The 25,961-nt window shown below is 45.9% G+C and carries 20 protein-coding genes; 15 read left to right on the top strand and 5 right to left on the bottom strand.

Features of this window, described 5'->3' with window-relative positions; genetic code table 11:
* Positions 1-188 precede the first annotated feature (188 nt).
* Genes BN1546_RS02210 through BN1546_RS02200 form a run of 3 tightly spaced genes read left to right on the top strand, consistent with a single transcriptional unit; the run spans position 189 to position 2,376 of the window.
* The gene (locus tag BN1546_RS02210; protein WP_090735641.1) at positions 189-554 is read left to right on the top strand and encodes a DUF2500 domain-containing protein; all 366 of its coding nucleotides are present in this window, start codon (positions 189-191) and stop codon (positions 552-554) included.
* Between the two features lie 59 nt (positions 555-613).
* Positions 614-1,174 (top strand): GNAT family N-acetyltransferase, encoded by a 561-nt coding sequence (locus BN1546_RS02205; RefSeq protein ID WP_058829430.1) that lies wholly within the window; start codon positions 614-616, stop codon positions 1,172-1,174.
* A 2-nt stretch (positions 1,175-1,176) separates the two neighbouring features.
* Positions 1,177-2,376, top strand: a complete 1,200-nt coding sequence (locus BN1546_RS02200; RefSeq protein WP_255305255.1) for an MFS transporter — start codon at positions 1,177-1,179, stop codon at positions 2,374-2,376.
* Between the two features lie 63 nt (positions 2,377-2,439).
* Here BN1546_RS02200 and BN1546_RS02195 read toward each other — a convergent pair whose 3' ends face one another.
* Entirely contained in the window at positions 2,440-4,131 is a 1,692-nt protein-coding gene (locus BN1546_RS02195; RefSeq protein WP_025676887.1) for an ABC transporter substrate-binding protein, read from the bottom strand.
* Positions 4,132-4,410: 279 nt separating this feature from the next.
* Here BN1546_RS02195 and BN1546_RS02190 point away from each other — a divergent pair, with 279 nt between their 5' ends.
* From BN1546_RS02190 to BN1546_RS02170, 5 genes are all read left to right on the top strand, one after another.
* On the top strand, positions 4,411-5,478 hold the full coding sequence (locus BN1546_RS02190) for a LacI family DNA-binding transcriptional regulator (protein ID WP_090735639.1): 1,068 nt from the start codon (positions 4,411-4,413) through the stop codon (positions 5,476-5,478).
* A 208-nt stretch (positions 5,479-5,686) separates the two neighbouring features.
* Complete coding sequence (locus BN1546_RS02185) at positions 5,687-8,239, top strand: beta-mannosidase (protein WP_090735637.1); 2,553 nt, start codon at positions 5,687-5,689, stop codon at positions 8,237-8,239.
* Positions 8,240-8,684: 445 nt separating this feature from the next.
* Complete coding sequence (locus BN1546_RS02180) at positions 8,685-9,425, top strand: DUF1361 domain-containing protein (protein ID WP_090735634.1); 741 nt, start codon at positions 8,685-8,687, stop codon at positions 9,423-9,425.
* A 69-nt stretch (positions 9,426-9,494) separates the two neighbouring features.
* Positions 9,495-9,698, top strand: a complete 204-nt coding sequence (locus tag BN1546_RS02175) for a YwbE family protein (RefSeq protein WP_013370570.1) — start codon at positions 9,495-9,497, stop codon at positions 9,696-9,698.
* A gap of 26 nt (positions 9,699-9,724) precedes the next feature.
* Complete coding sequence (locus BN1546_RS02170) at positions 9,725-10,357, top strand: DUF2238 domain-containing protein (protein ID WP_090735631.1); 633 nt, start codon at positions 9,725-9,727, stop codon at positions 10,355-10,357.
* A gap of 55 nt (positions 10,358-10,412) precedes the next feature.
* On the opposite strand, the gene BN1546_RS02165 is transcribed toward BN1546_RS02170, so the two are convergent.
* On the bottom strand, positions 10,413-11,582 hold the full coding sequence (locus BN1546_RS02165; RefSeq protein WP_090735628.1) for a glycosyltransferase family 4 protein: 1,170 nt from the start codon (positions 11,580-11,582) through the stop codon (positions 10,413-10,415).
* 355 nt (positions 11,583-11,937) lie between these two features.
* On the opposite strand from BN1546_RS02165, the gene BN1546_RS02160 reads away from it, so the two are divergent.
* A complete protein-coding gene (locus BN1546_RS02160) occupies positions 11,938-12,969 on the top strand; it encodes an FUSC family protein (RefSeq protein WP_014599646.1) in 1,032 nt (343 codons plus the stop codon).
* A gap of 82 nt (positions 12,970-13,051) precedes the next feature.
* Here BN1546_RS02160 and BN1546_RS02155 read toward each other — a convergent pair.
* A protein-coding gene (locus BN1546_RS02155; protein WP_090735625.1) for an IS3 family transposase occupies positions 13,052-14,196 on the bottom strand; the annotation gives its coding sequence in 2 pieces (ribosomal slippage) (positions 13,052-13,923 and positions 13,923-14,196; 1,146 coding nt in all).
* A gap of 425 nt (positions 14,197-14,621) precedes the next feature.
* On the opposite strand from BN1546_RS02155, the gene helD reads away from it, so the two are divergent.
* The 4 genes from helD (at position 14,622) to BN1546_RS02135 (ending at position 20,025) form a co-directional block, all read left to right on the top strand.
* The gene (helD, locus tag BN1546_RS02150; RefSeq protein WP_255305254.1) at positions 14,622-16,982 is read left to right on the top strand and encodes an RNA polymerase recycling motor HelD; all 2,361 of its coding nucleotides are present in this window, start codon (positions 14,622-14,624) and stop codon (positions 16,980-16,982) included.
* A gap of 104 nt (positions 16,983-17,086) precedes the next feature.
* A complete protein-coding gene (locus tag BN1546_RS02145) occupies positions 17,087-18,928 on the top strand; it encodes an adenine deaminase (protein ID WP_090735619.1) in 1,842 nt (613 codons plus the stop codon).
* 91 nt (positions 18,929-19,019) lie between these two features.
* Positions 19,020-19,601: a Crp/Fnr family transcriptional regulator gene (locus BN1546_RS02140; RefSeq protein WP_090735617.1), complete on the top strand. Its 582-nt coding sequence runs from the start codon at positions 19,020-19,022 to the stop codon at positions 19,599-19,601.
* Positions 19,602-19,683: 82 nt separating this feature from the next.
* Positions 19,684-20,025 carry a darcynin family protein gene (locus BN1546_RS02135; protein WP_090735614.1) on the top strand — a complete coding sequence of 114 codons (342 nt, stop codon included), beginning with the start codon at positions 19,684-19,686 and terminating at the stop codon, positions 20,023-20,025.
* A gap of 133 nt (positions 20,026-20,158) precedes the next feature.
* On the opposite strand, the gene BN1546_RS02130 is transcribed toward BN1546_RS02135, so the two are convergent.
* Complete coding sequence (locus tag BN1546_RS02130) at positions 20,159-21,007, bottom strand: copper amine oxidase N-terminal domain-containing protein (protein WP_090739120.1); 849 nt, start codon at positions 21,005-21,007, stop codon at positions 20,159-20,161.
* 243 nt (positions 21,008-21,250) lie between these two features.
* Here BN1546_RS02130 and BN1546_RS02125 point away from each other — a divergent pair, with 243 nt between their 5' ends.
* Positions 21,251-22,528 carry an ABC transporter substrate-binding protein gene (locus BN1546_RS02125; RefSeq protein WP_090735613.1) on the top strand — a complete coding sequence of 426 codons (1,278 nt, stop codon included), beginning with the start codon at positions 21,251-21,253 and terminating at the stop codon, positions 22,526-22,528.
* A gap of 30 nt (positions 22,529-22,558) precedes the next feature.
* Entirely contained in the window at positions 22,559-24,262 is a 1,704-nt protein-coding gene (locus tag BN1546_RS02120) for a methyl-accepting chemotaxis protein (RefSeq protein ID WP_058829439.1), read from the top strand.
* 91 nt (positions 24,263-24,353) lie between these two features.
* Here the strand turns inward: BN1546_RS02120 and BN1546_RS02115 are convergent, their stop codons facing one another.
* Positions 24,354-25,625: an oligosaccharide MFS transporter gene (locus BN1546_RS02115; RefSeq protein ID WP_090735610.1), complete on the bottom strand. Its 1,272-nt coding sequence runs from the start codon at positions 25,623-25,625 to the stop codon at positions 24,354-24,356.
* Between the last annotated feature and the right edge of the window lie 336 nt (positions 25,626-25,961).

Genomic DNA, 25,961 nt, shown 5'->3' with positions numbered 1-25,961 from the left:
TCGGTCTAGAGAGGCTCAGAGGACCCAGATCCGGTGTAAGTCCAAGCAGGGTGCGGAAAAGAGCGAAAGAACTTTTTTTTCGTAAGTATGTTAAAAAAGTATTGGAGTTTTTGAGGCTGGAGATGTACGATTTGTCAATGGGCAATAGAATGTAAAATTTACATTTTACTGTAGAAAGGATGAAGTGGATGGAAAGTAGTTTTTTTATGGAATTTCAATCGTTTAATATGATCTTTTTTATCGTGTTTGGATTTATTGCTATTGTAATTATTACGGGGATTGTGAAAACAATCGGAGCGGGCCTTTCCAATCAAGCAGCCGAACAGGTTCAACGTTCATGCAAGGTTGTGGATAAGCGAACGAGAGTGCGTGGGGGATCGGGCGATTTTTCAGCTTCGACCGATTACTATATCACCTTTGAGTTTGAAGGAGGTGAACGTATGGAGCTGGAGGTGAAGGATAGGGACTTCGGAATGATTGTAATCGGGGATCGCGGGGAGGTTCATTATAAAGGTACACGTTTTCTGGAGTTTGTGAGATTAATGGGAGCGTAAAGGGATGGCGAGGTGTTAGAGTATTACCAGAACAAATACATATAGGGAGGAAGCTGACGATGCCACATATCATTGGAGCACGAATTGTTTTAAGAGAGTACCGTCAGGAGGATATACCTGATATCCGAAGATGGGTCAATGACCCGGAAATCACACATGGTTTAAGCGACGTATTTATCTATCCGCATTCACTAGCTAATAGTGAATCGTTTGTACAGATGATGATTGACGGCAACTCTGAGATCAAGGGCTTTATCATTGCTCATAAAGACACATTGGACTATATTGGACAACTCGATTTATTCAAAATCAACTGGGTGAATCGGCATGCCACCCTTGGGATTGTAATCGGGCGTGACGGTGATCTGGGCAAGGGCTATGGGCGGGAAGCAATCCGGCTGATACAAAAATTTGCGTTTCATTCGCTGAACCTGCATCGGCTGGAACTGGAGGTGTATGCGTTCAATGAACGTGCATATCGTTGCTATCTGGCATGTGGCTTCAAGGAGGAAGGGCGGCTACGGGAAAAGCTATTCAGGGAAGGACAGTACTATGACATTATTCAGATGGGGATGTTGCGAAGTGAATATGAGGCTGTAGAGCAAGCGAAGGAATCCTGAAAGTGAAGCCACATAAGCTATTTTACTCCGTCAGCTTTCTGCAATTTTTTATGAGTGAAATCACGGGAAGTACGCTTATTCTATTTCTATTAGCTAAAAGACTTTCTCTGCAAAGTGCGAATTTCTTGCTGGTTGTATTCTTTGTAAGTATTTTTCTGTTTGAAATACCAACAGGAGCTATTGCAGACAAATATGGGGCTTTGTTGTTTTCTAGTCTACAGTGTATTGTTTGTTTGGACAGACCACATGTGGCTGCTTATGTTTGCGCAAGTCTTTGGGGGCTGGCAATATGCTTGCAATCAGGTTCGTTGGAATCCTGGATTGTGGAGAACAGTGATAAGCCGATGGAAGTTCTTTTTACAACCTCTAATAGTATACAGTACATATCGGGATTTATTTGCGGTCTGTTGGGGGCCTTTCTCGCAACTTTTAACTATTCACTTCCCTGGGTGGCCAGCATTGTATCTATTATCCTGTGTATTTTTCTATGCTGCTTTTATATGAAAGAGAAGAATATTACCCATCGAAAAACATCTGCTACTCGTATTAAAACGATTATCGGAGAAAGTGTCCGTATCGGTTTTGAAAATAAGTCGATCTGGATTGTGTTTATCATTGGTTTATTTATCAGCTTTTCGAATTCGGCGGGGAATACCTTTCAACAGCCACGTCTGGTTGGTCTTTCTGAACAAGGGATTTGGATTATGGGGCTGATTAAGGCTGGCTATTCACTATGTATGACTTTAGGAAGCTATCTGGTTCGAAAGCTGGGCGCTCGTTACAGTGATGTACATATACTCATGTATGCTTGCGGAATGATTGGGATATGGCTCATCTTAGCGGGTGCTTTCAACACCTTTTATCCTGTACTGCTTACCTTTTTAATTTATGAAATTGGACGGGGGATGTACCCGGTTGCCAAACAAATATTTCTGAACAAAAGAATATCTAATGAGTATCGTTCAACTCTGCTATCTCTGGATTCAGCTATTTCCCAACTAGGCACGTGCATAGGTTTAATCGTGACAGGCATCGTAAGCCGTAATTTTACCAATCTAGCTTCAGATCAAACACCTATCCAGATATCTTGGGTGCTATGTGGCGGGATTGCATTGATTCCAATCTTTTTATTGCTTTATGTCCACCGGGTATCCAGGAAAAATAATAGCTGGAAAGAAAAAGCAACAAAGCAGAATGTTTAGTGCAAAAAGGGCTAAACAGGTTCTAGCTGTCAGCCCCTATGCACCTTCATTAGCAATCAGACTTTACTTCTCCCCGTACCATAGCTTCAGACGATTTTGGATCAGGCCAGTGAAGATTTCTTCAGCCTTTGGTACACCCGCCTGATCCAGCTCTTGGAGCATGCGGTCATACACGGCATCGAATTGATCTGGCTTGGCGAGTACAGCCTCAGGAATCCGTTTGCGTACAATGTCCTGCGACTTTTGATAAATAACATTGTAATTTGTATTGGTCGGAACAGGCATGTTGTAGGCGGCTCCCCACTCTTTTACCGGAAAATCCTTTTCGTTCGGGAATAAGTCTTTCCATGTCCGGGCTTTATATGCCTGAAGGGATTCTTTTTCCGCTTGACTATAATTTTCGGTAATCATCTCCGGATAATTGGTTGTGTAATAGTTGCCAGTAGGGTCCTTAACGCTATCGCCGTAATGTGGTCCCCATATCCAATACAAACCGATACCTGATTCTCTGCTAAAAGAAGCATTATCTTTGTTTTTGCGTTCTTGCACAGCCGCAGGAATGACTCGTTTGCCATTCTCTACATTGTAATGCTGGCCTTCAATTCCCCAATTACGTAAAATTTGTCCTTCGTCCGAGGCCAGGAAGTCCAGAAACTTGATCGCTCGCACCGGATTTTTGCATGAAGTTGTGATGCCGATCCCGGACGCAGTATCGAAACCAATGGGCTGGAGGGAATGATCCTCGTATTGCTCATTTAAAGTGACTGGAAAGTGGGAGTAGGTGTATTCATCCTTACCTGCTGCCTTGAGCGCATTTTCGGCATCCTGGTAGTTCCATTCCTGATCAATCAGTCCAATGACACGACCTGCAGCGATTTTGGATTTGTACTGATCACTTTTTTGTACAAAAGTATCCTTATCCAACAGACCTTCATTGTACATATGGTTTAACCAACGGAAATACTCTCGCTCTTCTGGGCGTTTGTAGTGAAGAGTGGCTTTGTGTGTTTTAGGATCAATATAATATTCGCCATCGTCTGGTCCACCTGTAGCCGTAACTGCCGGGTTTGTCACAGTAATCTGCATTTTCCAGTCCTCGGCATCGAGCGATAAGGGAATGGTAGGCTGGCCATTAGTAGTAGGGTATTTGGCGACATAATCTTTAAGTGCTTTTTCAAAATCTTGAACGGTGCGAATTTTGGGGTATCCAAGCTTCTTAAGGGCCTGATGCTGGATTTCGAAGCCTGCTTGTGCATCAAACGCGATGTGATCTACGCCCAGATTGGTCGGAATGGTGTAAATGGCGGGATCTTCACTACTATATTTAATACGGTTAAAGTAATCTCCATACACTTTCTTAATGTTAGGACCGTATTTATCAATCAGGTCGGTTAAGTCAATGAGTGCCCCGGCATCGACCAGCTTTCCAATGTCTCCTTTGGGGTACACGAGATCAGGGTACTCTCCGCTAGCAGCCATTAAAGCAAACTTTTCCTCGCCTCGACCGTTGACAGCATGTTCGGCATTGAGTGTAACACCCGTTTTCTTGGTTATTTCCTGCCCGACAGCGTCCTTCATGTTGTTCCAGTTGGAGCTTGAGTCACCGCCAAAGAACGTAAATGTAATGGGACTGGTGTCATCGGGGTCCTCCTTTTCTGCCGTACCGCCTTTGCCATTCGCGCAGCCCGTTGTAACGAGCAGCAGCAAAGCCAGGAGCAGGATAGAGCATTGTTGTACCGACCTGTTCGTGAACATCTGCAAATCCCCCTTAATAAGTATGATTTACACAATGTAAGTGCTTTCAATAGTAAATTGTAGGAAATAAAGAACCTTACGTCAAGTTATTTATGTTTATTTGTTATGTGTTTTGTTTTTTATTAAGCAAACATATTTAAATGAAAAGTGTGGATTTGTGCAAATCCATCGTTTGATGATCTAAAACAAAGTATGCTACGATGGTACCAGTTTATAGGCATACCTGTATATTTAGAAGACTAAGGTAGAAAAAGATTTCGAATAGGGTTGGGTGAGGAGATGCGTGGAAAAGTAACATTACAGGAAATTGCGGATGCGGCGGGCGTTTCAAAGTTTGCTGTTTCGCGTGCACTGTCAGGCAAACCCGGTGTAAGTGAAGAGACAAGGGCGCTGCTGGTTAAGCTTGCTGCCCAGATGGGCTATTTTCGCAGTCATCCCAAAATGACTGGGGTAGAGCCTCGGGACACAGATGCCAGAGAATGGTCGGGTACGGTGCTGGTGTTATTTCCGAATATTCGGCACCAGAATCGGGAGTCCAGGTACTGGGGACCTGTATTTGAAGGGATTTCCGAACGTCTGAACCGCAAGGGATTGGATATGATCACGCTAACGGAGCCTTCAACGGACGATATGTTTTCTTTACTGAACCCAGAGGCCATTAAAGGGATTATCACTGTAGGAACGATTTCAACTACGTTATTGCTGAACATTTATCGAATGGGTATTCCGGTTGTCATGGTGGATCATTGGGATTCTGCATTTTTAAGTGATGCGGTGTTTACGGATAATCGCACATGCATGAATGAATTAATGAAGGATTTGCTATGCAAGGGGTATGATCACTTTCAATTTGTGGGTCATATTGACGATGCTCACAGTTTCTATGAACGTTGGGAAGCTTTTCGGTCCACACTGGAAATGAGCGGAGTAGAATTACGGCAAAACAAAGCCCTTATTTATGGGGGAGCGCAGGCGCTTGCTGAGGAAATGGACAAGTTGCCCGAGAATGAGTTGCCAGAGGTTTTTGTTTGCGCTAATGATGTGACTGCTTCGCAAGTCGTGGAAGTGTTGAAAGGAAAGGGGATTGACGTGCCGAGGCGATGCGGGGTAACTGGGTTTGACGATACGAATGATCAAATGCCGATTTATGCCACGGTGAGAGTGGATAAGGAACTGTTGGGGATGCGGGCGGTAGACCAATTATTATGGCGCATCATGAACCCAAACTCGCCTGTGGAAAAAAAGTTGCTACACGCTGATCTACTCGTACGGGAAGTTCACGCGCCACGGATCAGCCAGGAAAATGATGATCGTGATCGTCCCTTTAGCACAATCAAATATAGTTGATGTCCGGATATGTGGGATGAATTTGATCCACAGTGAAGACGAGGGAAGTCGCTTTTAGCCTGTTTAGGGGTAGAGGGCGACTTTTATTTTGTGTTTTACCGATTGTTCCAAAAAAACAATTGACTGATTTGTTAGCTTAATGTTATTTTTGTTATGTTAATGAGTAATCCAGATGTTCCCAATCATCCTTATAGGGAGGCTTGCGACGATGATTAATGTGATAGGGTTGGATGGCTGGAGGTTTAGGGAAGCACATAGTGATGAGTGGCTCAGTGCGAAAGTACCGGGTTGTGTGCATACCGATCTTTTGCGACATGGCAAAATTCCTGATCCTTTTATCGGTATGAACGAGATGGAGGTACAGTGGATTGATAAGCAGGATTGGATATACGAAGCCTATTTTGAGATAGATGCAAATCAGCTTCAATGTCAATGTGTAGAGCTGGTGCTGGAAGGTCTGGACACCTACGCAGATGTAAGAGTGAATGGTCAAACTGTCATATCGGCCAATAATATGTTTCGGGTATGGAGACAGGATGTGAAGGCATTTGTTCAGCAAGGGAAAAATCGGCTTGAAATCCATTTTCGCTCTCCGATTGCGGAAGATGTGCCTAAGCTGGAAAGGTTGGGCTATGGACTCCCCGCACCGAATGATCAGTCCGAGATAGGTGGCTTGTCCGATAAAAAAGTAAGCGTTTTCTCTCGCAAGGCTCCCTATCACTATGGTTGGGATTGGGGACCACGGCTGGTGACGAGCGGGATCTGGAGAGAGGTTCGGATTGAAGCTTGGTCTGGTCTGATCGTGAGAGACTTGTTTATTAGACAGGACAAAGTGAGTACCGAGAGGGCTGAACTCACGGCAGTGATAGAGATTGAAAATGCAGCTGAGATTAGAGATGCCGAGTTGTGTATTTCTGCTGATGGCAGGGGGTGGTCCAAGCCGGTTCGTCTTCTGAAAGGAAAGCAAACAGTAGAGCTGGAGCTGGATATGAAGGAGCCGAAGCTGTGGTGGTGTCGTGGGCTGGGAGAGCCGCATCAGTATACGTTTGTAGCCGAATTGAAGGAGCAGGCACAGGAAGCAGTAATTGCGGAAAAATCAGTGAAAACGGGACTACGATCGATTCGTCTAATACGTGAGCGGGATACGGCAGGGGAGAGCTTCTATTTTGAGCTGAATGGAATCCCCGTGTTTGTAAAGGGAGCGAACCATATTCCGAATGACAGCTTTGCTGCCGAAGTTACGTTGGAACGATACCGGCATGAAATTGCCAGTGCGGCCGCCTCACATATGAATATGTTGCGGGTGTGGGGTGGCGGTATTTATGAAGAAGACGTATTTTATGACCTTTGTGATGAATACGGCTTGCTCGTGTGGCAAGATTTTATGTTCGCATGCAGCATGTATCCGGGGGATCAGGCTTTTTTGGACAATGTAGCGCAGGAAGCCGAAGATAACATCAAGCGTTTGCGCCATCATCCTTGCATTGCGTTATGGTGCGGCAATAATGAGATTGATTCCGCATGGGCGCATTACGAAGAAAATGCAGGCTGGGGCTGGAAAAAGGCCTACACGCCTGAGCAACGGGAACGCCTATGGGATGATTATGAAACGCTCTTTCACCGGATTTTACCGAAGGCGGTAAATACCTGGGCTCCGCAGACGGCATATTGGCCCTCCTCGCCGCTAATTGACCTGACCGGAGATCGAAACCAGCATGCTCATCCGTCCTCCACAGCGGGAGACATTCATTATTGGGGAGTATGGCATGCGTCTGAGCCGTTTGAGAATTATCACGTACATGTGGGCCGTTTTATGAGTGAGTATGGTTTTCAGTCCTTTCCTGAATACAAGTCTGTTCGTACGTATGCGGAAGAGAAGGATTTGGAGTTGGAATCTGCGGTGATGCTGGCACATCAGAAGAACGGTTCGGGCAATCGGCTAATTCAAGAATACATGGGACGGTACATGCGGCAACCCAAGGATTTTATATGTTTTCTGCTCATGAGCCAGGTTTTACAGGCAGAGGCGATGAAAATGGCCATAGAGGCCCATCGTCGTCACAAGCCCTATTGCATGGGGACATTATACTGGCAGATGAATGACTGCTGGCCCGTTGCTTCCTGGTCAAGTATGGACTATTTTGGTCGTTGGAAGGCGCTTCAATATACGGCTAAACGCAGCTTTGCCGATGTGCTGTTGAGTGCAGTAGATACAGAACAGGGGAGTAAAGAGCTGCATCTGGTTAACGATACGCTAGAGCCGATAGCGGGTACGCTGCGGCTGACACTTTTGCATATCCGTGGCAGTCAGGCTATTCGTGAAGAGAACATTAAGGTAGAACAGCAAGCAGGCGGCGCAGGGATCGTACATATACTGCCTACTGACAAATGGCTGAATGGCCTGGACCGTACGGAGTATATGCTGGTCGCACGTCTGATACAGAATGGTGAGCAGGTGGCCGCCAGCGAAATTTATTTTGCAGGTACGAAAGAGATGGATTTACCGCAGGCGAAAATTGAAGTGACGGAGATACCGGGAAGTGGAGGCAGTAGGTTCACGCTTTGTTCGGATGTACTTGCCAGACATGTGTGGCTGACCGCAGAGCAGGAGGGGATTTTCAGTGACAACCATCTGGATCTGGCTCCCGGTGTTCCTAAAACCGTGGAATTTCTGGCCTTGCATAACGGTGCCTCCGCATTTGAGGTAGCTGCGCCAGGTGCATTGACGGTGCAATCATTGGTCAATTGGATACAAGGTTAGAGGACAGTTAAAGCTCATCCGCCTTGAAGTAGATGATGGACAATGAAGGTCCAATTCATCCGGCCGGCTGGAGTATTAAAAAACATACGGTCGGCCGAGAGCTTGTAGAGGAAATGCGTGAGTAGGGTTTGAGCAGGGGGAGCTGAATTACAGCATTACCCGGGAAATGCTGCCTAAGATTGAGCTTATTGGAGGGCTCCTTTTGATCAGAAGTATCCGCATTCGTATATCGCTTTACCTGTGAAATGAAGTCTGAAATACAGTAAGCATCTGTCTCCCAGGGACATGAGGTCAACCCCAGGAGAATAGATGCTTTTTTATCTTCATTTTATGCAGAGTGGAGCGCTTCCATTGAGCTTGAAGCCATTGTGGTGTACACTGTCCAGAACAGGTGTAAATTGGAACGTCAGGAAGGATGGACGGTTACAAGGAGGGAAAGAAACATATGTATGACCGTTTAAGATCGTTAAATTATCCAGTTAAACTTTATATTTTTATTGCACTGGCCTTATGCTCCGTAATCAGTACATTGTGGATCATTAACGTGCGACTGCCCTCAGGGGGCCGCCCTTATCTTTTTATTTGGTGGAATATGATGCTGGCCTGGATTCCTATGCTGTTGACGCTTTTGCTAGATGTCATTCATTGCTCGTGGAGAAGGGGAACAAGGACATTTTTGCTCTGGGTCATAGGGGCTGGATGGCTTTTCTTTTGTCCCAATACGCCTTATTTGATCACAGATTTGCTGCATGTATTTGCCAGGTATCCATTTCTCGGGGAGCAGCGTTTTTGGGGCAATCCGTACTTTTGGAATCATGCATTAGGGATGCTGCTGGTAGCTGTGCTTGGTCTCACCATGGGGGTTGTATCGCTTGAATCTGTACGACAGTTGGTGCAACGTGCACGGGGCGGGCTTGTCAGCTGGTTGTTTATGCTGGCGGTACTCCTGCTAAGTAGCCTAGGTATTTATATTGGCCGTTTCTTTCGAGGAAACACATGGGATATTGTGTCTGCACCGTCCCAGTTGTACACACAAGTATCCTCCATATGGGCGGATTCCTTGCAACGCACTCATTTTGTGGAGTTTAGCGGGATGGTCTTCGTTATTTTGCTCGTTAGCTATATATCCATGATGTGTGTGGCCTGGATGGGGAACAGCCGCCGGGACGAATGGCATCGCTGGTGATTACGATGGGGCTGAGTGGCTAAATATCATCATAAGATAAAATGTAAAAGCAAAGGAGGAATAGCTACAATGAATGGACAGAACCGATCTGATATCCGCGCTGGTCTTCAGGTGGATATTGTGCTTAAAAAGGATCAGCCTACGGGTAAACTGACGCGAGGAACGGTGAAGGATATATTGACCAATTCCCCACGTCATCCGCATGGAATCAAAGTGCGTTTGGTAGACGGACAGGTTGGACGTGTTAAACATATTGTAATGAATGAAGGATAGAGCTTTGGGCTTAGGAGGAATAATGTATGAATCAGGTAACGGCATGGTCTAAAAATGATCATTATCCGCTTATTTTACTTGTACTGCTGGTGCTTGCTCTCATTTGGTCCTTGGTTCGTCCGGCGGATTATTTTACATGGGTACTGGAAGTTCTCCCAGCCGTTTTGGGAGCTGTACTGCTGGCGGCTCTTTACCGTCGATTTCGGTTTACCAATCTGGTATACACCCTAATCTGGCTACATGCATTGATCCTGATTGTCGGCGGGCACTATACCTATGCCGAAATGCCGCTGTTCAACTGGATTCGGGATACGTTTGGGCTGGAGCGCAATTATTATGATCGACTTGGGCATTTTGCGCAAGGTTTTGTGCCTGCACTCATTGTCAGGGAGGTGCTGTTACGTAAGACGGCTTTGGGAAGCGGGAGCTGGCTCACTTTTCTAACGGTTAGTGTGTGCCTTGCGATCAGTGCTGTGTACGAACTGATTGAGTTTGCTGTAGCCAAGGCAACCGGTACGGCGGCAGAAGCCTTTTTGGGGACACAGGGAGATATATGGGATACTCAATGGGATATGCTCCTTGCGTTCATCGGTGCCCTGACAGCGGTAATTTTGTTAAGCGGGGTACATAACAAGCTGCTCAAACAGCTAAAGGTGTAGCAGGGTTTCTTTTTAAGCCGCTTTTTATTACCGTAGTTTTGAATTTTTTTTAGGGTTATATTTGCGTCACGGGGCGGCTGTCGAGATGCAGGGTCGCTGCATCCATGTAGCTGTCCAGTAGCCGCTCAAAAATACGGTCCCACGTCTGCTCCAGACTGTATGCTCTACCAGTTCTGGACAGAAAGTCGCGAAGTGGGACATCCTCGTACAACAGGTGTACAGCTTTGGCAAAGGCAGCGGCATCTCCAGCTGGACACAGTAACCCCGTTTTCCCATGGATTACATTATCTTTGACCCCGCCTTCATCGGCGCCGATCACGGGTGTTCCGCTGGCCATAGCCTCCAAAACGACGTTACCGAAGGTTTCCGTAGTGGAAGGAAAGAGGAATACATCGGCTGCAGCATACAGTTCAGCTAATTCCGGTCCTTTTACAAAACCAAGCCAGTGAACTGCGTGCTCTGGCACCTCGATATCTGCTGCAGTTTTGAACTTAAACAATGGGCCATCTCCTGCAATGACCAGCACTGAGGCTGCGCGGACGTCGTCGGGTAACTGGAGATAGGAATCCAGTAACGTATCTATTCCCTTTTCCGGTGCAAGTCTGCCCACATACAAAATCACAAATGCGTCTGCACGAACGCCCCATTTTTCCCATATCGCTTCGCGATTCACTGTGGGCTGGAAGCGGTCGGTATCAATTCCTCTACCCCAGATTTCGAGCTGTCCCATTCCTTTATTGCGTAACAATTCCATGGTTGACCGAGAGGGGACATATACCCTTTCACAATGTCTGTGAAACCAGAGCATGTATTTCCATAACGCAGGTTCAAGCCAGCGAAGCTTGTAATATTCGAGGTATTTATCAAAGTGGGTGTGATAGGAGGCGACAAGTGGAATATGGTGTTTGGAAGCGTAGCTTGTTCCATACAGGCCAAGATTAAACGGAGTAGCGACATGAATTAGATGCGGGGAAAAGGCTGACAGGCGCTCGTTGATTTGTTTGGCGTTAGGGATCGCTAGTCTACATTCCCGGTACAATAAAAAGGGAATACTTCGAAATCGCTCCACGCCCGGCCCCGAGGACAGATGATGGTCTGCCTCCGGTGCGAAGACAAGCGTAGATACCCCGTGTGTCTCCAAATAGCCAATCCATCGTTCCAGTGTCAGAGCAGCGCCATTGACATCAGGCGTATACGTGTCTGTAAATAATGCGACTCGAAGCATGCCTTCATTCCTCCTCCGCCATTCTCATTTATCCTATGACGTTCCAGGGGAGTCCGCTTGGAGGCTCCGGCTTTTATTGTGTCATGATTTTGTTTACGGGCTTGCCGGGTTTTGTAAAAGTTGCCCTGCGGACGGGCGCTCTTCTCAGATTTTACTAATCCATGGCACGGTGAGATCCTTCTGCGATGTTGATGCAGATAGGGAAATTCTGTTGATATGTATCCTGGCAGGAACTATACATTTCATAAATATTCCTGATCTCCGATGGTTTTGGGTAATAATAAAACATGGACTTTGTCTTGAAATTTCATTATAGTAATTCGGTATGAATAAATTTGAAGGGTAAGCAGGAGGGATGGCTTTGGCTTTTGGAGCACGGGTGTTAAAAACGGGAATCGCAGTGACGCTCGCCCTTTTTCTGAGCACGCTTTTGAACACCCATTCGCCTGTGGGGGCAGCGATAGCCGCTATTTTTGCCATGCAACCGTCGATATATAGGTCGTGGCGTTATTTTCTGGATCAACTCCAAACAAGCACATTAGGTGCAGTCATGGCGTTGCTGGGCGGAATGGTATTTTCGAATGAGCCGATTGCGGTCGGACTGGTATGTGTATTGGTACTTATGATATGTCTGAAAATAAACATGGCTGATACGGTTGGATTGACACTCGTGACCGTTGTTTCTGTCATGGAAGCTTCAGGGGACTGGAAATTTGCAGTAACCCGCTTTGCGCTGACTCTGATCGGGATTGTGTCTGCTTTTGTCATCAACATTACTGTTTTTCCTCCCAAACCGAAAAGGCAGTTTATCAATCAGATTCAAAATGTATTTAATAGCATGTCCTTGCTGCTGCGAACCGCCATTTCCGATGAGATTAAGGAGTCTGTCTTTAGAGAGGAAAAGGGAAATTTGCAGGGAGCTATTAAATCACTCTCGGACAAATATCATTTGTTCGAAGAGGAGCAGAAAAAGCTCAAGCGCACCAAGTTTAGTCAGACCAGACAAATGGTCGTATACAAACAAATGCTCGAAAGTTTGCACAAAGGATACGAGGTGTTGGATGCGGTTGAAAGGCACTACTTCCAGTCTTTACGTCCAAAGGGAACAGATGCGTTTTTTGACGATCATCTGGAGCGGCTGATTCGTTTCCACGAGCACGCTCTGCTGAAATTCGAAAATAAACTGAAACCAAATGAGGATGAAAGTGAATTGTTTCAGCAGGCCAACGGCGATTTTATGAAGCATGCCATTACACGTTTTGACCATTGTGAGGAGGGAATGCTGCGACTTTCCATCGTAGCTGCGACGATGTACGACTATGGTCATCAGCTGGAGCGATTAAGCAGACTGGCCGATCATATTCATCCTGTGGAAGAGAGTCGATAGGCAATTTCGAAAAAAAAGAAAAGGCGACCGCATTCGGGACTGACCCCCGTTTGTGAGACAGGGATCAAAACACCTTCCAAGTTTAAGCAGTTAGTTGTCGGAAATGAACCGGCGACTGGTTGTTTAGTTTTGTTTGAATGCGAATTGAGTTATAGTAAAGGATGTACTCTCGAATGGTCTGCTCGACGATTGCCGTCGTCGTACAGGTTAAACCTTCGAGGTAGAACGTTTCAGACTTTAGTGTGGAATGAAACGATTCGATGGGGGCATTATCAGCAGGCGTTCCCTTACGGGACATGCTCATGATAATGCCTTTTCCTTTTACAGCTTCCTGGTAGGCCAAGGAAGTGTAGACGCTGCCTTGATCGCTATGAAGTATTGCACCTGGTAGAGATGGCAACTGACGAAGGGTATCGAGCACAAATGCGGTGTCCTGCTTGTCAGCTATACTGTATGCCACAATCTCTCCGTTAAACAAGTCTAAAATACTCGACAGATACAACATTTTTCCTCCAAATGGCAAATACGTAATGTCCGTTACAAGTTTTTGCATAGGCGTATCTGCTTCAAACTGTCGCTTTAGCAGATGCTCCGCGATATGAATGGGTTGCCCAGTAGGTTTCCGTTTCTTCGCTTTGACACGACATTGTAGCCCTTCACGCTGCATAATCCGTTGCACGCGTTTGTGGTTTACCGCATACTCCCTCCGAAGCAAGGCCGTGATTTTCCGGTATCCATAACGATATTTATGCTGGATACAGAGTTCGCGGATTTTCTCTACCAAGTGGTCCTCAAGTTTGCTCACATACTCCGCCTTCCAGCGATAGTACGTGGCGCGAGAGATTCCTATCCATGCACAAGCTTGCTTCACACTCACTTCCCCTCGGATCGACTCTATCCACTCCATTACGATCTTTGACGATACCTCCTCTCCAGTACCCTGTACTTTTTTAGCAACTCTAGTTGTTGTCTCAAAAACCTGTTCTCAGCCTGGACCTTCTCTAATTCCGAAGTGTATTCGGGTCCTTTGCCGTAGCTGTATTGCTTACCTACAGGCTGCTCTAAACGGTTTTGCTCGCCACTACGGTACCATCTCATCCAAGTTTCCACTTGTGTCTTGTTTCGTATGTTTAATTGCTCCATGATTTCTTTGACTGGTATACCAGCCATTCTCATTTCAATCGCCTTCATTTTAACCTCTAATGGATAACTGACTCTTGTTGCCAACGAAAAAACACCTCCAAGGTTGTCTCCATATCTTACGACATGGTTGCATTCTCTTGAAGGTGTTTTGATTTGTCTCACGTTAAGGGGTCAGTCCCTTCATCAATCAGATGGACGGTCGCTTTTTTATGTAATGAATTCAAGGATGTAGGAACAGGCTAATGGAAGATTGCCAGAAAATACAAAAAAAAGCCCACTGGTTGCGAACAGGGACTGAACTTGCTACAATAGAGGATGCTATGTTTTACATCGTAAAACCGTATTGCATAAGTTGTTAACACACTTCTTGTTACATTATAGCATGCTTCAAAGGAATAGTCAATTTTCCCGGATCAGGGGGATGCGATGAGTATGCCCGGGTCCATAATAGAGCATAGTTTGTACGCAAGGGAGCCCTGCGCGGAGCAGGAGGAAACGGAACAGGAGCGATGTCAGTGACTACTGAGCAGCAATGGAATGAGGAACAACGAAGAGTAGAAGATGTGACCGCAGTCATTAGCGGACGTATTCGGAAGCTGGAGACAGAGGTTGGTTCTGTGCGCGGCGATGTCGTCGATATGCGTAAAGACTTCTGGGATGAGGTAACGATCAATTTCAGTGAGGCGGATGATGTGGGTGAGACGTCCACCAGTTTGCGTCAGCAGTCTGAGATTTTGTCTGAGCGGGAACGAAGACACAAGCATTCCACTGAGGCGCTAGGTCGTTTGAAAAAGTTGCTGGACTCACCCTATTTTGCACGCATTGATTTTGCTGAGGAAGGGCAGACTGCGGAGCGTATTTATCTGGGCATTGCCTCCCTGCTGGATAATCAGGATGAGGAATTTCTGATCTACGACTGGCGTGCGCCTATTTCGAATCTTTATTACGATAACATGCCAGGTCCCGCTTCTTATAAGACCCCAGAAGGGGAGATGGAAGGAGAACTGACGCTCAAACGCCAATTCTCGATCCGTGATGGACAGATTCGCTTTATGTTCGATACAGGGGTGACCATTGGAGACGAACTCCTTCAAGCCGTATTAAGCCGGAGCTCGGATGCTCAAATGAAAAGTATTGTCGCAACCATTCAAAAGGAGCAGAATCGCATCATCCGTGATGACCGAAGCCGTATGCTTATTGTTCAGGGAGCGGCAGGAAGCGGCAAAACCTCTGCTGCGCTTCAGAGAGTAGCGTATTTGCTGTATAAGTATCGGAATCGCTTGCGAGCGGATCAGGTCGTGTTATTTTCGCCAAACCCCATGTTTAACAGTTATGTTTCGACGGTATTGCCTGAATTGGGTGAGGAAAATATGCTTCAGGCCACGTTTCAGGAATATTTGGAACGGCGTTTGGGCCGGGAGTTTCAGTTAGAAGATCCTTTTGAGCAGCTGGAATATGTGCTATCAGCGTCGTCACAGCCTGGGTATGAAGCTAGGATGGAAGGTATCCGTTTTAAGTCATCCAAGACGTTCTTACATGTGATTACAGGCTACAAGGCGCATCTGGAACAGAAGGGAATGCGTTTTAAACCTGTTCGTTTTCAGGGACGTGAGGTGATTTCAGTAGAGCAAATGGCAAGCAAGTTTTATGAATTCGACTCGGCTGTGCGGCTGGCGAACCGATTGGAACTGCTACGCGATTGGATGCTCAAAGAGCTGGCCCGCTTTGGTAAGGAAGAATGCGCCGCTCCTTGGGTGGACCAGCAGATGGATCTGATGGAGCCGGAGGATTATCAGCGTGCATATAACCGCATGCGCCGTAAATCCAAGAATAAAGGCGATACCTTCGACGACTTTACACGTGAAAGAGAAATATTGGCACGTATGGTGGTCAGTGACCGCTTAAAGCCCTTGCGCAAGTGGATTAAGGCACTCCGCTTCGTGGATACAACCCGTCTATACAGCGAGTTGTTTATGAACGAGACGTTATTAAGCCAACTGTCGAATCATGCAGAGCTACCCGTCAACTGGAGTGAAATTAGTCGGCAAACTCTGAAACGAATTCAGGCTGGAGAATTAGCGTATGAGGATGTGACGCCCTTTTTATATTTGCGTGAGCTGATGCTGGGCTTCCGTTCCAATAGTAACATCCGTCATGTGTTTATTGATGAGGCACAGGACTATTCACCATTCCAGCTGGCTTTCTTTAAACGATTATTTCCGCAGGCTAAAATGACGGCACTCGGCGATTTTAATCAGGCCATCTATGCCCATGCTTCGGTGCTTCAGGATGCAGAACCATTGTATGACCTGTATGGAGCAGACCAGACCGAGATGATTTCCCTGACACGCAGCTATCGCTCAACACAGGAGATTGTAGAGTTTACCCGGGGGATGGTAGCAGGGGGAGAGCATATTGTTCCGTTTAACCGTAAGGGTGAGAAGCCTCTGGTAACCGAGGTGAACTCGCGTGAAAAGCTACACCAACTGATTGCCGGGAATGTTACAAAATTGCTGGCAGAGGGTTATGAATCCATCGCAGTGATCTGTAAAAATGTTGATGAAAGCGCGGCAGCCTACGAAGCACTGGAAGGACAACTGCCAGTAAAGCCAAAATTAATTAAGAAAACAACCCCTGCTTTTGAAAAGGGGATTCATATCATTCCGGCCTACCTGGCGAAAGGCGTGGAGTTTGATGCGGTTCTCATTTATGACGGATCAGTCCAAGAATACCAGCGTGAGAGTGAGCGTAAATTGTTCTACACGGCCTGTACGCGAGCGATGCATTTGCTGCATATATATAGCATAGGGGAGATTACGCCATTCGTGAGTTCGCAGGAATCGGAGACGTATATCCGTAAAGTGGAATAAAGTGACCATGTTCTTTAGGGGCGGCTGGCATTGTTGAGCGTATTCCAGTAACATAAGCAAATAAGCCAAACAGGTAAGAAGCATAAACGGAGGTTACAAACGTAATGGACATGAAGAGAGTATTTCAACGCCCGCCGCTGGCGGACTGTGTACCCGAGTTGATAGCTACAGCTAGAGGGGAGCGCAAGGCATCGCTGGTGATCCGCGGAGGAACGCTGGTCAATGTGGTATCGGGCGAATTGTTACCGGGCATGTCTATTGCTGTGCAAGGCTCTCGTATCGCATATGTCGGTAGAGACGTTAGCCATACGATTGGAGAAGACACCGTAATCATTGAAGCGGAAGGCCGCTATATGGCACCGGGTTTGCTGGACGGACATTGTCATATCGAAAGCACACAGCTCACCGTAACTGAATTCGCGAAGGCTGTACTGCCGCTGGGCGTGACGGGCGGTTTTTTTGACCCACATGAAATTTCCAATGTGCTGGGTCTAAAAGGGCTTCGTCTGATGCTGGACGAAGCCCGCACGACACCGCTGGCTGCTTACATGCAGGTAGCTTCGTGCGTGCCTTCCACAGGCCCAGAGCTGGAAACGACAGGTGCCTCTTTCGGTCCGGCGGAAGTCGCAGAGGCTCTAAGCTGGGGCCCGGATATGATCGGGCTGGGCGAAGTTATGAATTTCCCTGGCGTCGTCTATGGCGACGACGTGATGATCGGGGAAATTCAGGCCACGCTGCGCGCTGGCAAAGTGGCGGATGGCCATTTTACATGGGCCTCCGATGATTGGCGGCTGCCGGTCTATGCAGCCGCAGGAATTACGGGCGATCACGAATGTGTCACGCCCGAAGATGTAGCCGAGCGTATCCGGCTCGGCATGTATGCCAAGATGCGGCAAGGCTCCGCATGGCATGATGTGGCCGAGACGATCCGTGCCAGCACGGAAATGGGTCTCGACACGCGCCGCATGATGCTGGTGACGGATGATCGCAGCGCCGAATCCTTGCTCCATGAAGGGCAGATGGATTTCGTTGTCCGTCATGCCATTGCGCAGGGCGTTAAGCCAGTGACTGCCTTTCAAATGGCAACGCTGAATACGGCAGAGCGCTTCGGCGTGGCACGGGACATTGGCTCGATCATTCCCGGTGCGATTGCCGATATTATCTTGCTTGATGGCCGCTTGGCCGAAGTGAATGTGACGGCTACCATTGCAGCGGGTCAACTGGTGGCCGAGTACGGTCAAATGGTCGCCGACTGGGACGGCTTCGTTTATCCTGCGGAAGTAATGGACACAGTCCATTTGGGTCGAGAGCTGAGTGCCGCAGATTTCCGTATTGCGGCTCCAGTGCAGGAAGGGAATGTACCTGTACGGGTAATTCGTGTCACGGAAAATCATGTGGATACGAAGGAAGTGCGGATGACCGTTCCGGTGCGTAATGGTGAAGTTGCATCAGATCCTGCACAAGACTTGTGTAAAATCGCCGTTTTCGAGCGGCATCATGCCAGTGGCAGCCACGCGGTAGCACTTGTGACAGGCGTCGGCTTCACCGAGCCAGCCGCAATTGCCATGACCGTAGCGCATGATAGCCACAACCTGCTCGTCATCGGCAATGATGACGAGCTCATGACCCAGGCGGCGAAGCAGGCCGTTGCCCTGCGTGGCGGCGTGGTGGTCGTATCCGCCTCGGGTGAGACGCGCTTCCCGCTCCCGATTGCCGGGCTGATGTCCCCAGCTCCGTTTGCTGAGGTAGCTGCGCAGTCCGAAAGCATCAGCCAGGCACTTCAGCAATCCGGCTGCATGTTGAACAACGCGCTAATGACACTGTCGCTGCTCGCACTGGTCGTAATCCCTGAAATCCGCCTGTCGGATCAGGGACTTGTCGTGATCGGAGCCGACGGTATACGCAAGGTGTCTCTTTTCGTGGAAGAGGATGCTACGGAAGCCTGATAGAATACATCACTGGGGTTGTCCTGCAGGTCTCCCAGACCTGTGGGATAGCCCCTGTTTTCTGATACAACGTTTTGTGGGGGGGGAGGAGATGCAATTATATTATCGTTCATTAGAAAAAATGGCTCATCAAGCCTCGATTATAGATCAGGATTGGAACAGGTTTGTAGAGCAAACCCGTGTGAGGCATGTTCAGCAAGGGACATATCTTATTGAAACAGGGGAACCTGTGAAACATGCTTATTTTTGTTCGGAGGGATTATTCCGTTTGTTTTATACTTTGGCAGATGGCAGAGAATATAATGTTGGTTTTTCACCAGAAGATGATTATGTAACCTCTTATGGCGCTATGGTTCAAGGTAAACCATCCACTTTTACGATAGAGGCAATGGAAGATTCGGTTGTTATTGAAATTCCATATCATGTCCTGAAGGAGCTTATGGATACAAGCCATATGTGGGAAAGATTCGTGCGTAAAAGCGTAGAAAGACTGTACATTCGCAAAGAGGAACGGGAACGCGAATTGTTATATCTTTCTGCTAGGGAGCGTTATGATGCCTTTCTTCTCAAGTATCCCGGGTTAGACAAACGAGTTGCACAATACCATATAGCTTCGTACATAGGTGTATCCCCCGTCTCACTTAGTCGTTTGCTGCGCAGCGAGCCGCATTAACCTATGTTAATGCGGCTTGGCAGACAAGCAGCGTACAATAACGATAAATCCATTCAAGCTTCACTAAAAAGGAGATAGGCATATGCGTTATATGATGATTGTATTATTGGAATTCTACCCCTCCTGGTTGGCTCTACCTCGGGAAGAACGCCGAGAACATGCGGGGGCCTTGCAGGCTCGTATTCAGAAGTACAGCGAACATGTTCAGGTTCGTTTTTTCGATGCAGAAGCACTGCCCGGAAAGGACTATACGGATTTCGTCGTATGTGAAACGGAGGATATGAAGAAATATCACTATATGTGGGAAGAAATTCGTGATTCGGAGCCGTATACCAAAGGATATATGAAGATTAAAGATGTAGTAATGGGGATGGAAAATGCATTTCAGTCCTATGAGTCCGAAATGCTACAGATGGACAAATAACTCCCCGTACCTCTTATTATGTAAAAGTAGGAGTTGAGCTTGTACAGGTTTTAACAAGGCGAGTTCCCATGCTGTTTTATTCAGCTGGGAATTCGCCTTTTATCTTTTGAAAATGATAATCAGAAAAACCACTTTATGCAACTGTATTACTTATAACCTTCATAAAACCATTATTTGTTGCATTATTAATTAACTGATCAATAGATTTTGCTGCGCTATCGCTAAACAAGTACCACTCATCTTTGGATACGTCATGAATCAAAAACTTGGGATACCCGACTAAAAGTTCGGAAGGAAAGGACTGGATTAAAGAATACACATCAAAACGAGCTAAGCTTTTCCCCTTTTGGTCTAAAAAATCGTATTGTGCATTTTTATAATAAGACCCAGGTGTGTCAATAGTGAGTCTCCAAGAATAGTTTTCAGGTGCTTCGACTTTTTCGCCTTTGTTTTTTGCAAAAATAGTATAAATGGCTTTGTTATATGCATTGCCATGAATTTGCTGAACTACGCCGCCCATAATCATATGGTATTCCTGTTGAAGTGCCTTTACCTGTACACCGTCTATGAGCAATGGTTCAGTATTAATAGTCACTGCAAAGTTGCTGTAATTGACATTACAGCCAAATGTCTCTGCAATAAAACGAAGTGGAACATATATGTTGTTATTTTTCAAGTAAGGTTTTACATCAAGCGGTATCTTTTGACCGTTTTTCTCCGCTGTGCTTCTGTTTACTGCTAATTTTACTTTCATATCGCTTTTAGCGAGAATAACCTCGGAATCGGACCATTCGACGCTAGCCCCCAAACTTTCGCTAATGACACGTAGAGGCACCATTGTACGTTTGTTCTTCATTTGTGGCTTTGCATCGGTTGCAATAGCTACACCGTCAATTTTGATTTGATTTTGTGCTGCATAAGCAGTGGACGATGAAATACATAAAAAGATAGCAAGAAAAGCGCCAAAGAATGCCTTGTTCATAAAAGATTGCTCCTTTTTTTGATTAATTTGTTGCACAGTAACTTTCCCCCATATTAAGACGCGACTGGATAAAAATTTGTTGCGTTTTCCTGTTCATCAACTTAACGTAACAACCAGTTTGTACTATTCAATTGAATTCCGATATTTACCACCCAAAAAATTCTAATCTTCCTGGGGAATTATGTCGATAACATTGAATATTGTTCATAAAATTTACAAAGTAAATCCTTAGGGGGAAAGTTAATGAGAAAACAGCTAAAAGTTGCGATTTCTCTAGCATGTTTAATGATGTTTATAGGTTGTTCAGCATCACCAGTATCACAGCAGACGACCAAGATTACATTTTTGAATTCTAAATCTGAAATAAAAACCCAATTAGAAGAAGTCGCAAAGCAATACAATCAAGTACACCCTGAAGTATCTTTAGAAATTATAACCGCTCCAGAGGGAACGTCTGCATATCAAAAGCTGATGTCGATGTACGGCTCAGGAAGCCCAGCAACGATGTCGATGCTTGACCCGGGTGACACGCAGACATTCCTGGATAAAGCCGTTGATTTAAGTAAAGAGAAGTGGGTAGCCGATACGATAGAAAATGGACTTGATGCAGTTAAGAAAAACGATGCTGTGCTGGGATTCCCATTTGCAGTGGAAGGCTACGGATTAATCTATAACAAGAAAGTATTGGACAAGGCAACAGGGGGTTCTTTTGATCCTTCTTCGGTCAACAGTAGAAGCAGCCTGAATTCATTAATGGCTAAAATTCAGAAGTCGGGAGTAGCACCAGTCATGCTTTCACCAATGGACTGGTCTCTTGGCTCTCATCTTCTGGCTCTGGCTTATTCTGTTCAACCTGGAGGTTTTCCAGAGTTTGTTAAAGGTATGCAGAACAACTCCATCGATATGTCCCAAAACAATGTAATGTCTGGATGGGTACAAACTTTAGATCTGCTCAAGGATAACAACATCAATAAACACGCGCCTTTGGACAGTACGTATGAGGATGGATCCAAAGCTTTGGGAGAGGGCAAGGTAGGGCTTTGGTTTATGGGCAACTGGGCTTGGAATGGAATAAAGAGCAATGATACGGCAAATGAGGAATACGGGTTCTTGCCTCTTCCGCTAAACGATAATACAGATGATCCCAACAATTCAAAGATCACAGTTGGTGTGACAAAGTATGTATTCATTGACTCCACAGCTACTACGCCACAGCAGCAAGAGGAAGCAAAGAAATTTTTAAACTGGCTGGTATACGAAAAGTCGGGACAGGAACTTTTGGTTAACAAGGCTAATGTTATACCAGCCTTTAAGAATATTGACTTGGTGCCTACCGATCCCTTGAGTAAATCGATCAAGTCATATATGTTGAGCGGAAAGACGCTGCCGTTTATGGCAACACTTCCACCTGATCATGGGGCCATCATAGGAGCATCTATCCAAAGCTATATCACTGGAAAGATAGATAAGGCTGAGCTCTTACGCCAAATACGCATATACTGGAAAGCTCAGCAGGGATGATACGAGACCAGTCACGGGAGGAAGATAAGGGTGTTTAAATTAACGTTAAAGAAAAAAATAATTAGTGCAGCGCTCATACTGGTAATCGTACTGTCCCTTTCAAGTGTTATAGGCGTCATTAAGATGTCGGAAATGGGGGAGGCTTCTGATAAGGTAAATAACAGGTCGTTACCTGCGGTTATTCTTCTTCAAGGTATGGATAAGCAGATTACAGAAATCGATAGACTCACCGTTCGAATGATACTCGAAGAGGATGCAGCTGCTCGCAGCACTTATCAAGAAGAACTAGCCAAAGCTACAGCTTCAATGGATAAGAGTGTGAATAAATATCAAAGTTTGGCCTCTACGGCAGAGGAAAAAGAACTGTTCACCAACTTTTATGGTCAGTGGGCAATGTATCTTCGCCATCTAAAGGTGGTTTCTGCGGCCATGGAAGAAAACGACAAAGTGATGGCCTACATGATCATTCATGGAAATTCTTCTATTTATAAGGCAGCATTAGACGATGTAAATAAACTGAAGCTGCTTAATGAGCAGTATGCCACTGAGGCAGCTAATCAATCGAGTCAATCTTACCATTCAGGTAGACTTTTGATGATTTCTTTGACTATCATATGTACGATCCTTGGAATTATCGGTTCTTTTTTATTGGCTCAATCTTTCACTAAGCCCATATTAAAAATAGCAGAACAGATAAAGCTGGTAACGAGAGGGGACCTGCAAGTGGAACCCCTTAGGGTCCGATCCAAAGATGAGGTCGGGGAGCTGGCATCCGATTTTAATGAAATGTGCGATTCGCTACGTAACCTTTTAAAGGAAGTTGTGGATAATTCCTTACTGGTTGCCTCTACGGCTGAACAGTTAACGGCCAGTGCAGAACAGACAAGCATTGCTACCGAGCAGATAGCTATAAGTGCCACTCAGGTTGCGGAGGGTTCTCAGACACAGCTTGCAGATATAGCTGAAACGCTGAATTACACGGTAGGCGTTTCTAAAAGTGTAGAGAGCATAACCAATCGCTTTGTGAATGTGGCGAACCTCACAACCCAAGCACAAGAAAAAGCAAACAACGGGAAAACCCAAATGTCTTCCACCGTCTCTCAAATAAGAGATGTGCATACCAAGGTAACTCAATCCGCTGAAGTGGTAAATATTCTAGGCGAAAAATCTGCAGAGATTAGACAGATCACAGCTATGATTAGCGATATATCTGCCCGAACCAACTTGCTTTCACTCAATGCGAGTATAGAAGCTGCACGAGCGGGAGAGCAGGGAAAAGGATTTGCGGTTGTCGCTTATGAAGTACGTAATTTGTCGGCACAAGCAAGTGAAGCAACGGGCAAGATTTCCTCTCTGGTCAACGAAATCGCATTAAGAACAGACGAAGTTGTGATTTCGATGAATGAAGGTGTTCAATCTCTAAATGAAGGTATGATGCTTGTCGAAGGTGTCGGTAACGTCTTTTCTGAAATTGTCGGTGCCGTGGAAGAGGTGAGCGGTGAGGTAGATACTGCGGCTGTAGAAGCAAGATCCGTAAATGAAGGAACCGTTTCTATGGTAGAATCTATGAAGAAAATTGCCGAAATCTCCGAACGTGCAGCCGACTCTACTCAAACAGTCGCAAGCGTAGTCGAGGAAACTACTGCCTCCATGGAGGAAGTGTCCGCAGGCGCTAACATGCTTGCCAAGCGGGCGGAAGAGATGAATCAAACGGTGTCTGTATTCAAAATTTAAAGCAAGTTAGCGGTAGTCTTGGATGAGAAAAACAAGTCCTAGACTACCGCTGTTGTATTCAACTCTTGTGTCGGAATTAATTTACATATAATTACGAATGAACTGCTTCAGCTTTTTTAGCAGCTTTTTTCAGATTCTGTTTGCGGCGTTCCTCTAGATACCGTTCTCCATTCTTCTTGTCAGCTGTTAGCGTAAAGCAGGAAATGATGGTGAACAGACCTGCAATGGAACCCAAAATAACATAAGTGATTGGGAAATTCAGAACTTCATACATATGTCCGACAATAGGTGAGAAAACAGATACTACCAGGGAGCCCATAAACAAATACAGCAGGTACATGGTGGACGATAAGCGCTGGTCAAAGTTGACGGTAATGTACTTGAAGATGGCTACCAGAATCAGCGGTTTTTCCAGGGAGTGAATCATCTTCATCGCAGCCACCCATATGGAACCGAACGGCAGCGAAGAACCGATAATACGCAACGACATGATCGTTCCGGCAATAATCAATGCCCATTTGGCAGTCGTTTTGTTCACAAACCATGGGGTAACAAACAGGAACACAAATTCCAGGAATACCTGTACAGCACTTAAATCGCCAAGGAATTGATTTCCTTCTGCTTTGGAACTGAACTGAGATACGAAATAGGTGGCAAATTGCTGGTCATATACCTCATAAATTTGGGTCACGCCAACCATGAATAGCATAAGAAACCAGAACTTTGTGGTGCGTACGAGATGCAGTACGTCAATGAGCTTCAACGATTCAGTTTTCTGCTGCTCCTGTCCAGAAATTTCGACTTTGGTCAGGAAGATGCAGATCATGGCAACAACGGCAGATACGGAGGCAATCCAGAAGGTCAGATTTACATTGATGTTGATGACCCGCCCCGCAACAAAAGTAGCAGCCGCCCATCCGAGTGAGCCCCACATACGAACTCGTCCGTATTCAAAGCCGTATTTGCGCGACACTTTGTCCATATAGGAATCGACGACACCGTTACCTGCATTAAACACCAGACCGATAAATAGTGCACCGACAATGGCACCAATGACGAACTGCGTTTGAAGCAATGGACCGTACACATAGATAAAAAAGGGTCCGACGAGCAAAAGGATCGTAAAGAGTATGTACAGCAGATGTTTTCTCAAGCCCAGCTTGTCGGATAAGTACCCAAACAGGGGTTGCATGATCAAGGCGACGATAGAGTTCGCCGCGTATAAAAATCCTGTGTAGGTTTCTGAAATCCCCAGGCTTTGTCCCAGCCAAATGACAAAAAAAGACATGGCGGCAGACCATGTAAACAGATAAGCGAAATTAAAAACGCTCAAAGACCAGTAGTTACGTTTTGCTAAATTCATGTTTAAGCACCCCTTCAAATTATAGCCGCTCAATGTATTGCATACGTCTTTAAACATTGTCTGCACTATTAATTGTAAGGATGATTCAATTGAATCCATAGGGCATTTTCCCAAGATTTCCTGTGCTTATTGCAATCAATTGCTAGATGGGTTATACAGAACTTTTATTATCTTGTAAGAATTAAGTCCTACGTGTAAAATTGTTCATAGTTCATTAGGCTCATTTAGTAGGAGGAGAAACATGGCACGAAGCAGAATTGTTCTAAGGTCTGGCTGACATGGTCATACTGATAGCACAATAAATTGCTAGAGCAAGGGGATGAAGTGGTTCTTTCG

Source organism: Paenibacillus sp. Mc5Re-14, assembly GCF_001049835.1.
GTDB lineage: Bacteria > Bacillota > Bacilli > Paenibacillales > Paenibacillaceae > Paenibacillus > Paenibacillus polymyxa_C.
Note: the sequence above shows the minus strand (reverse complement) of the source record. Positions and strands in the feature narration are given on the sequence as shown.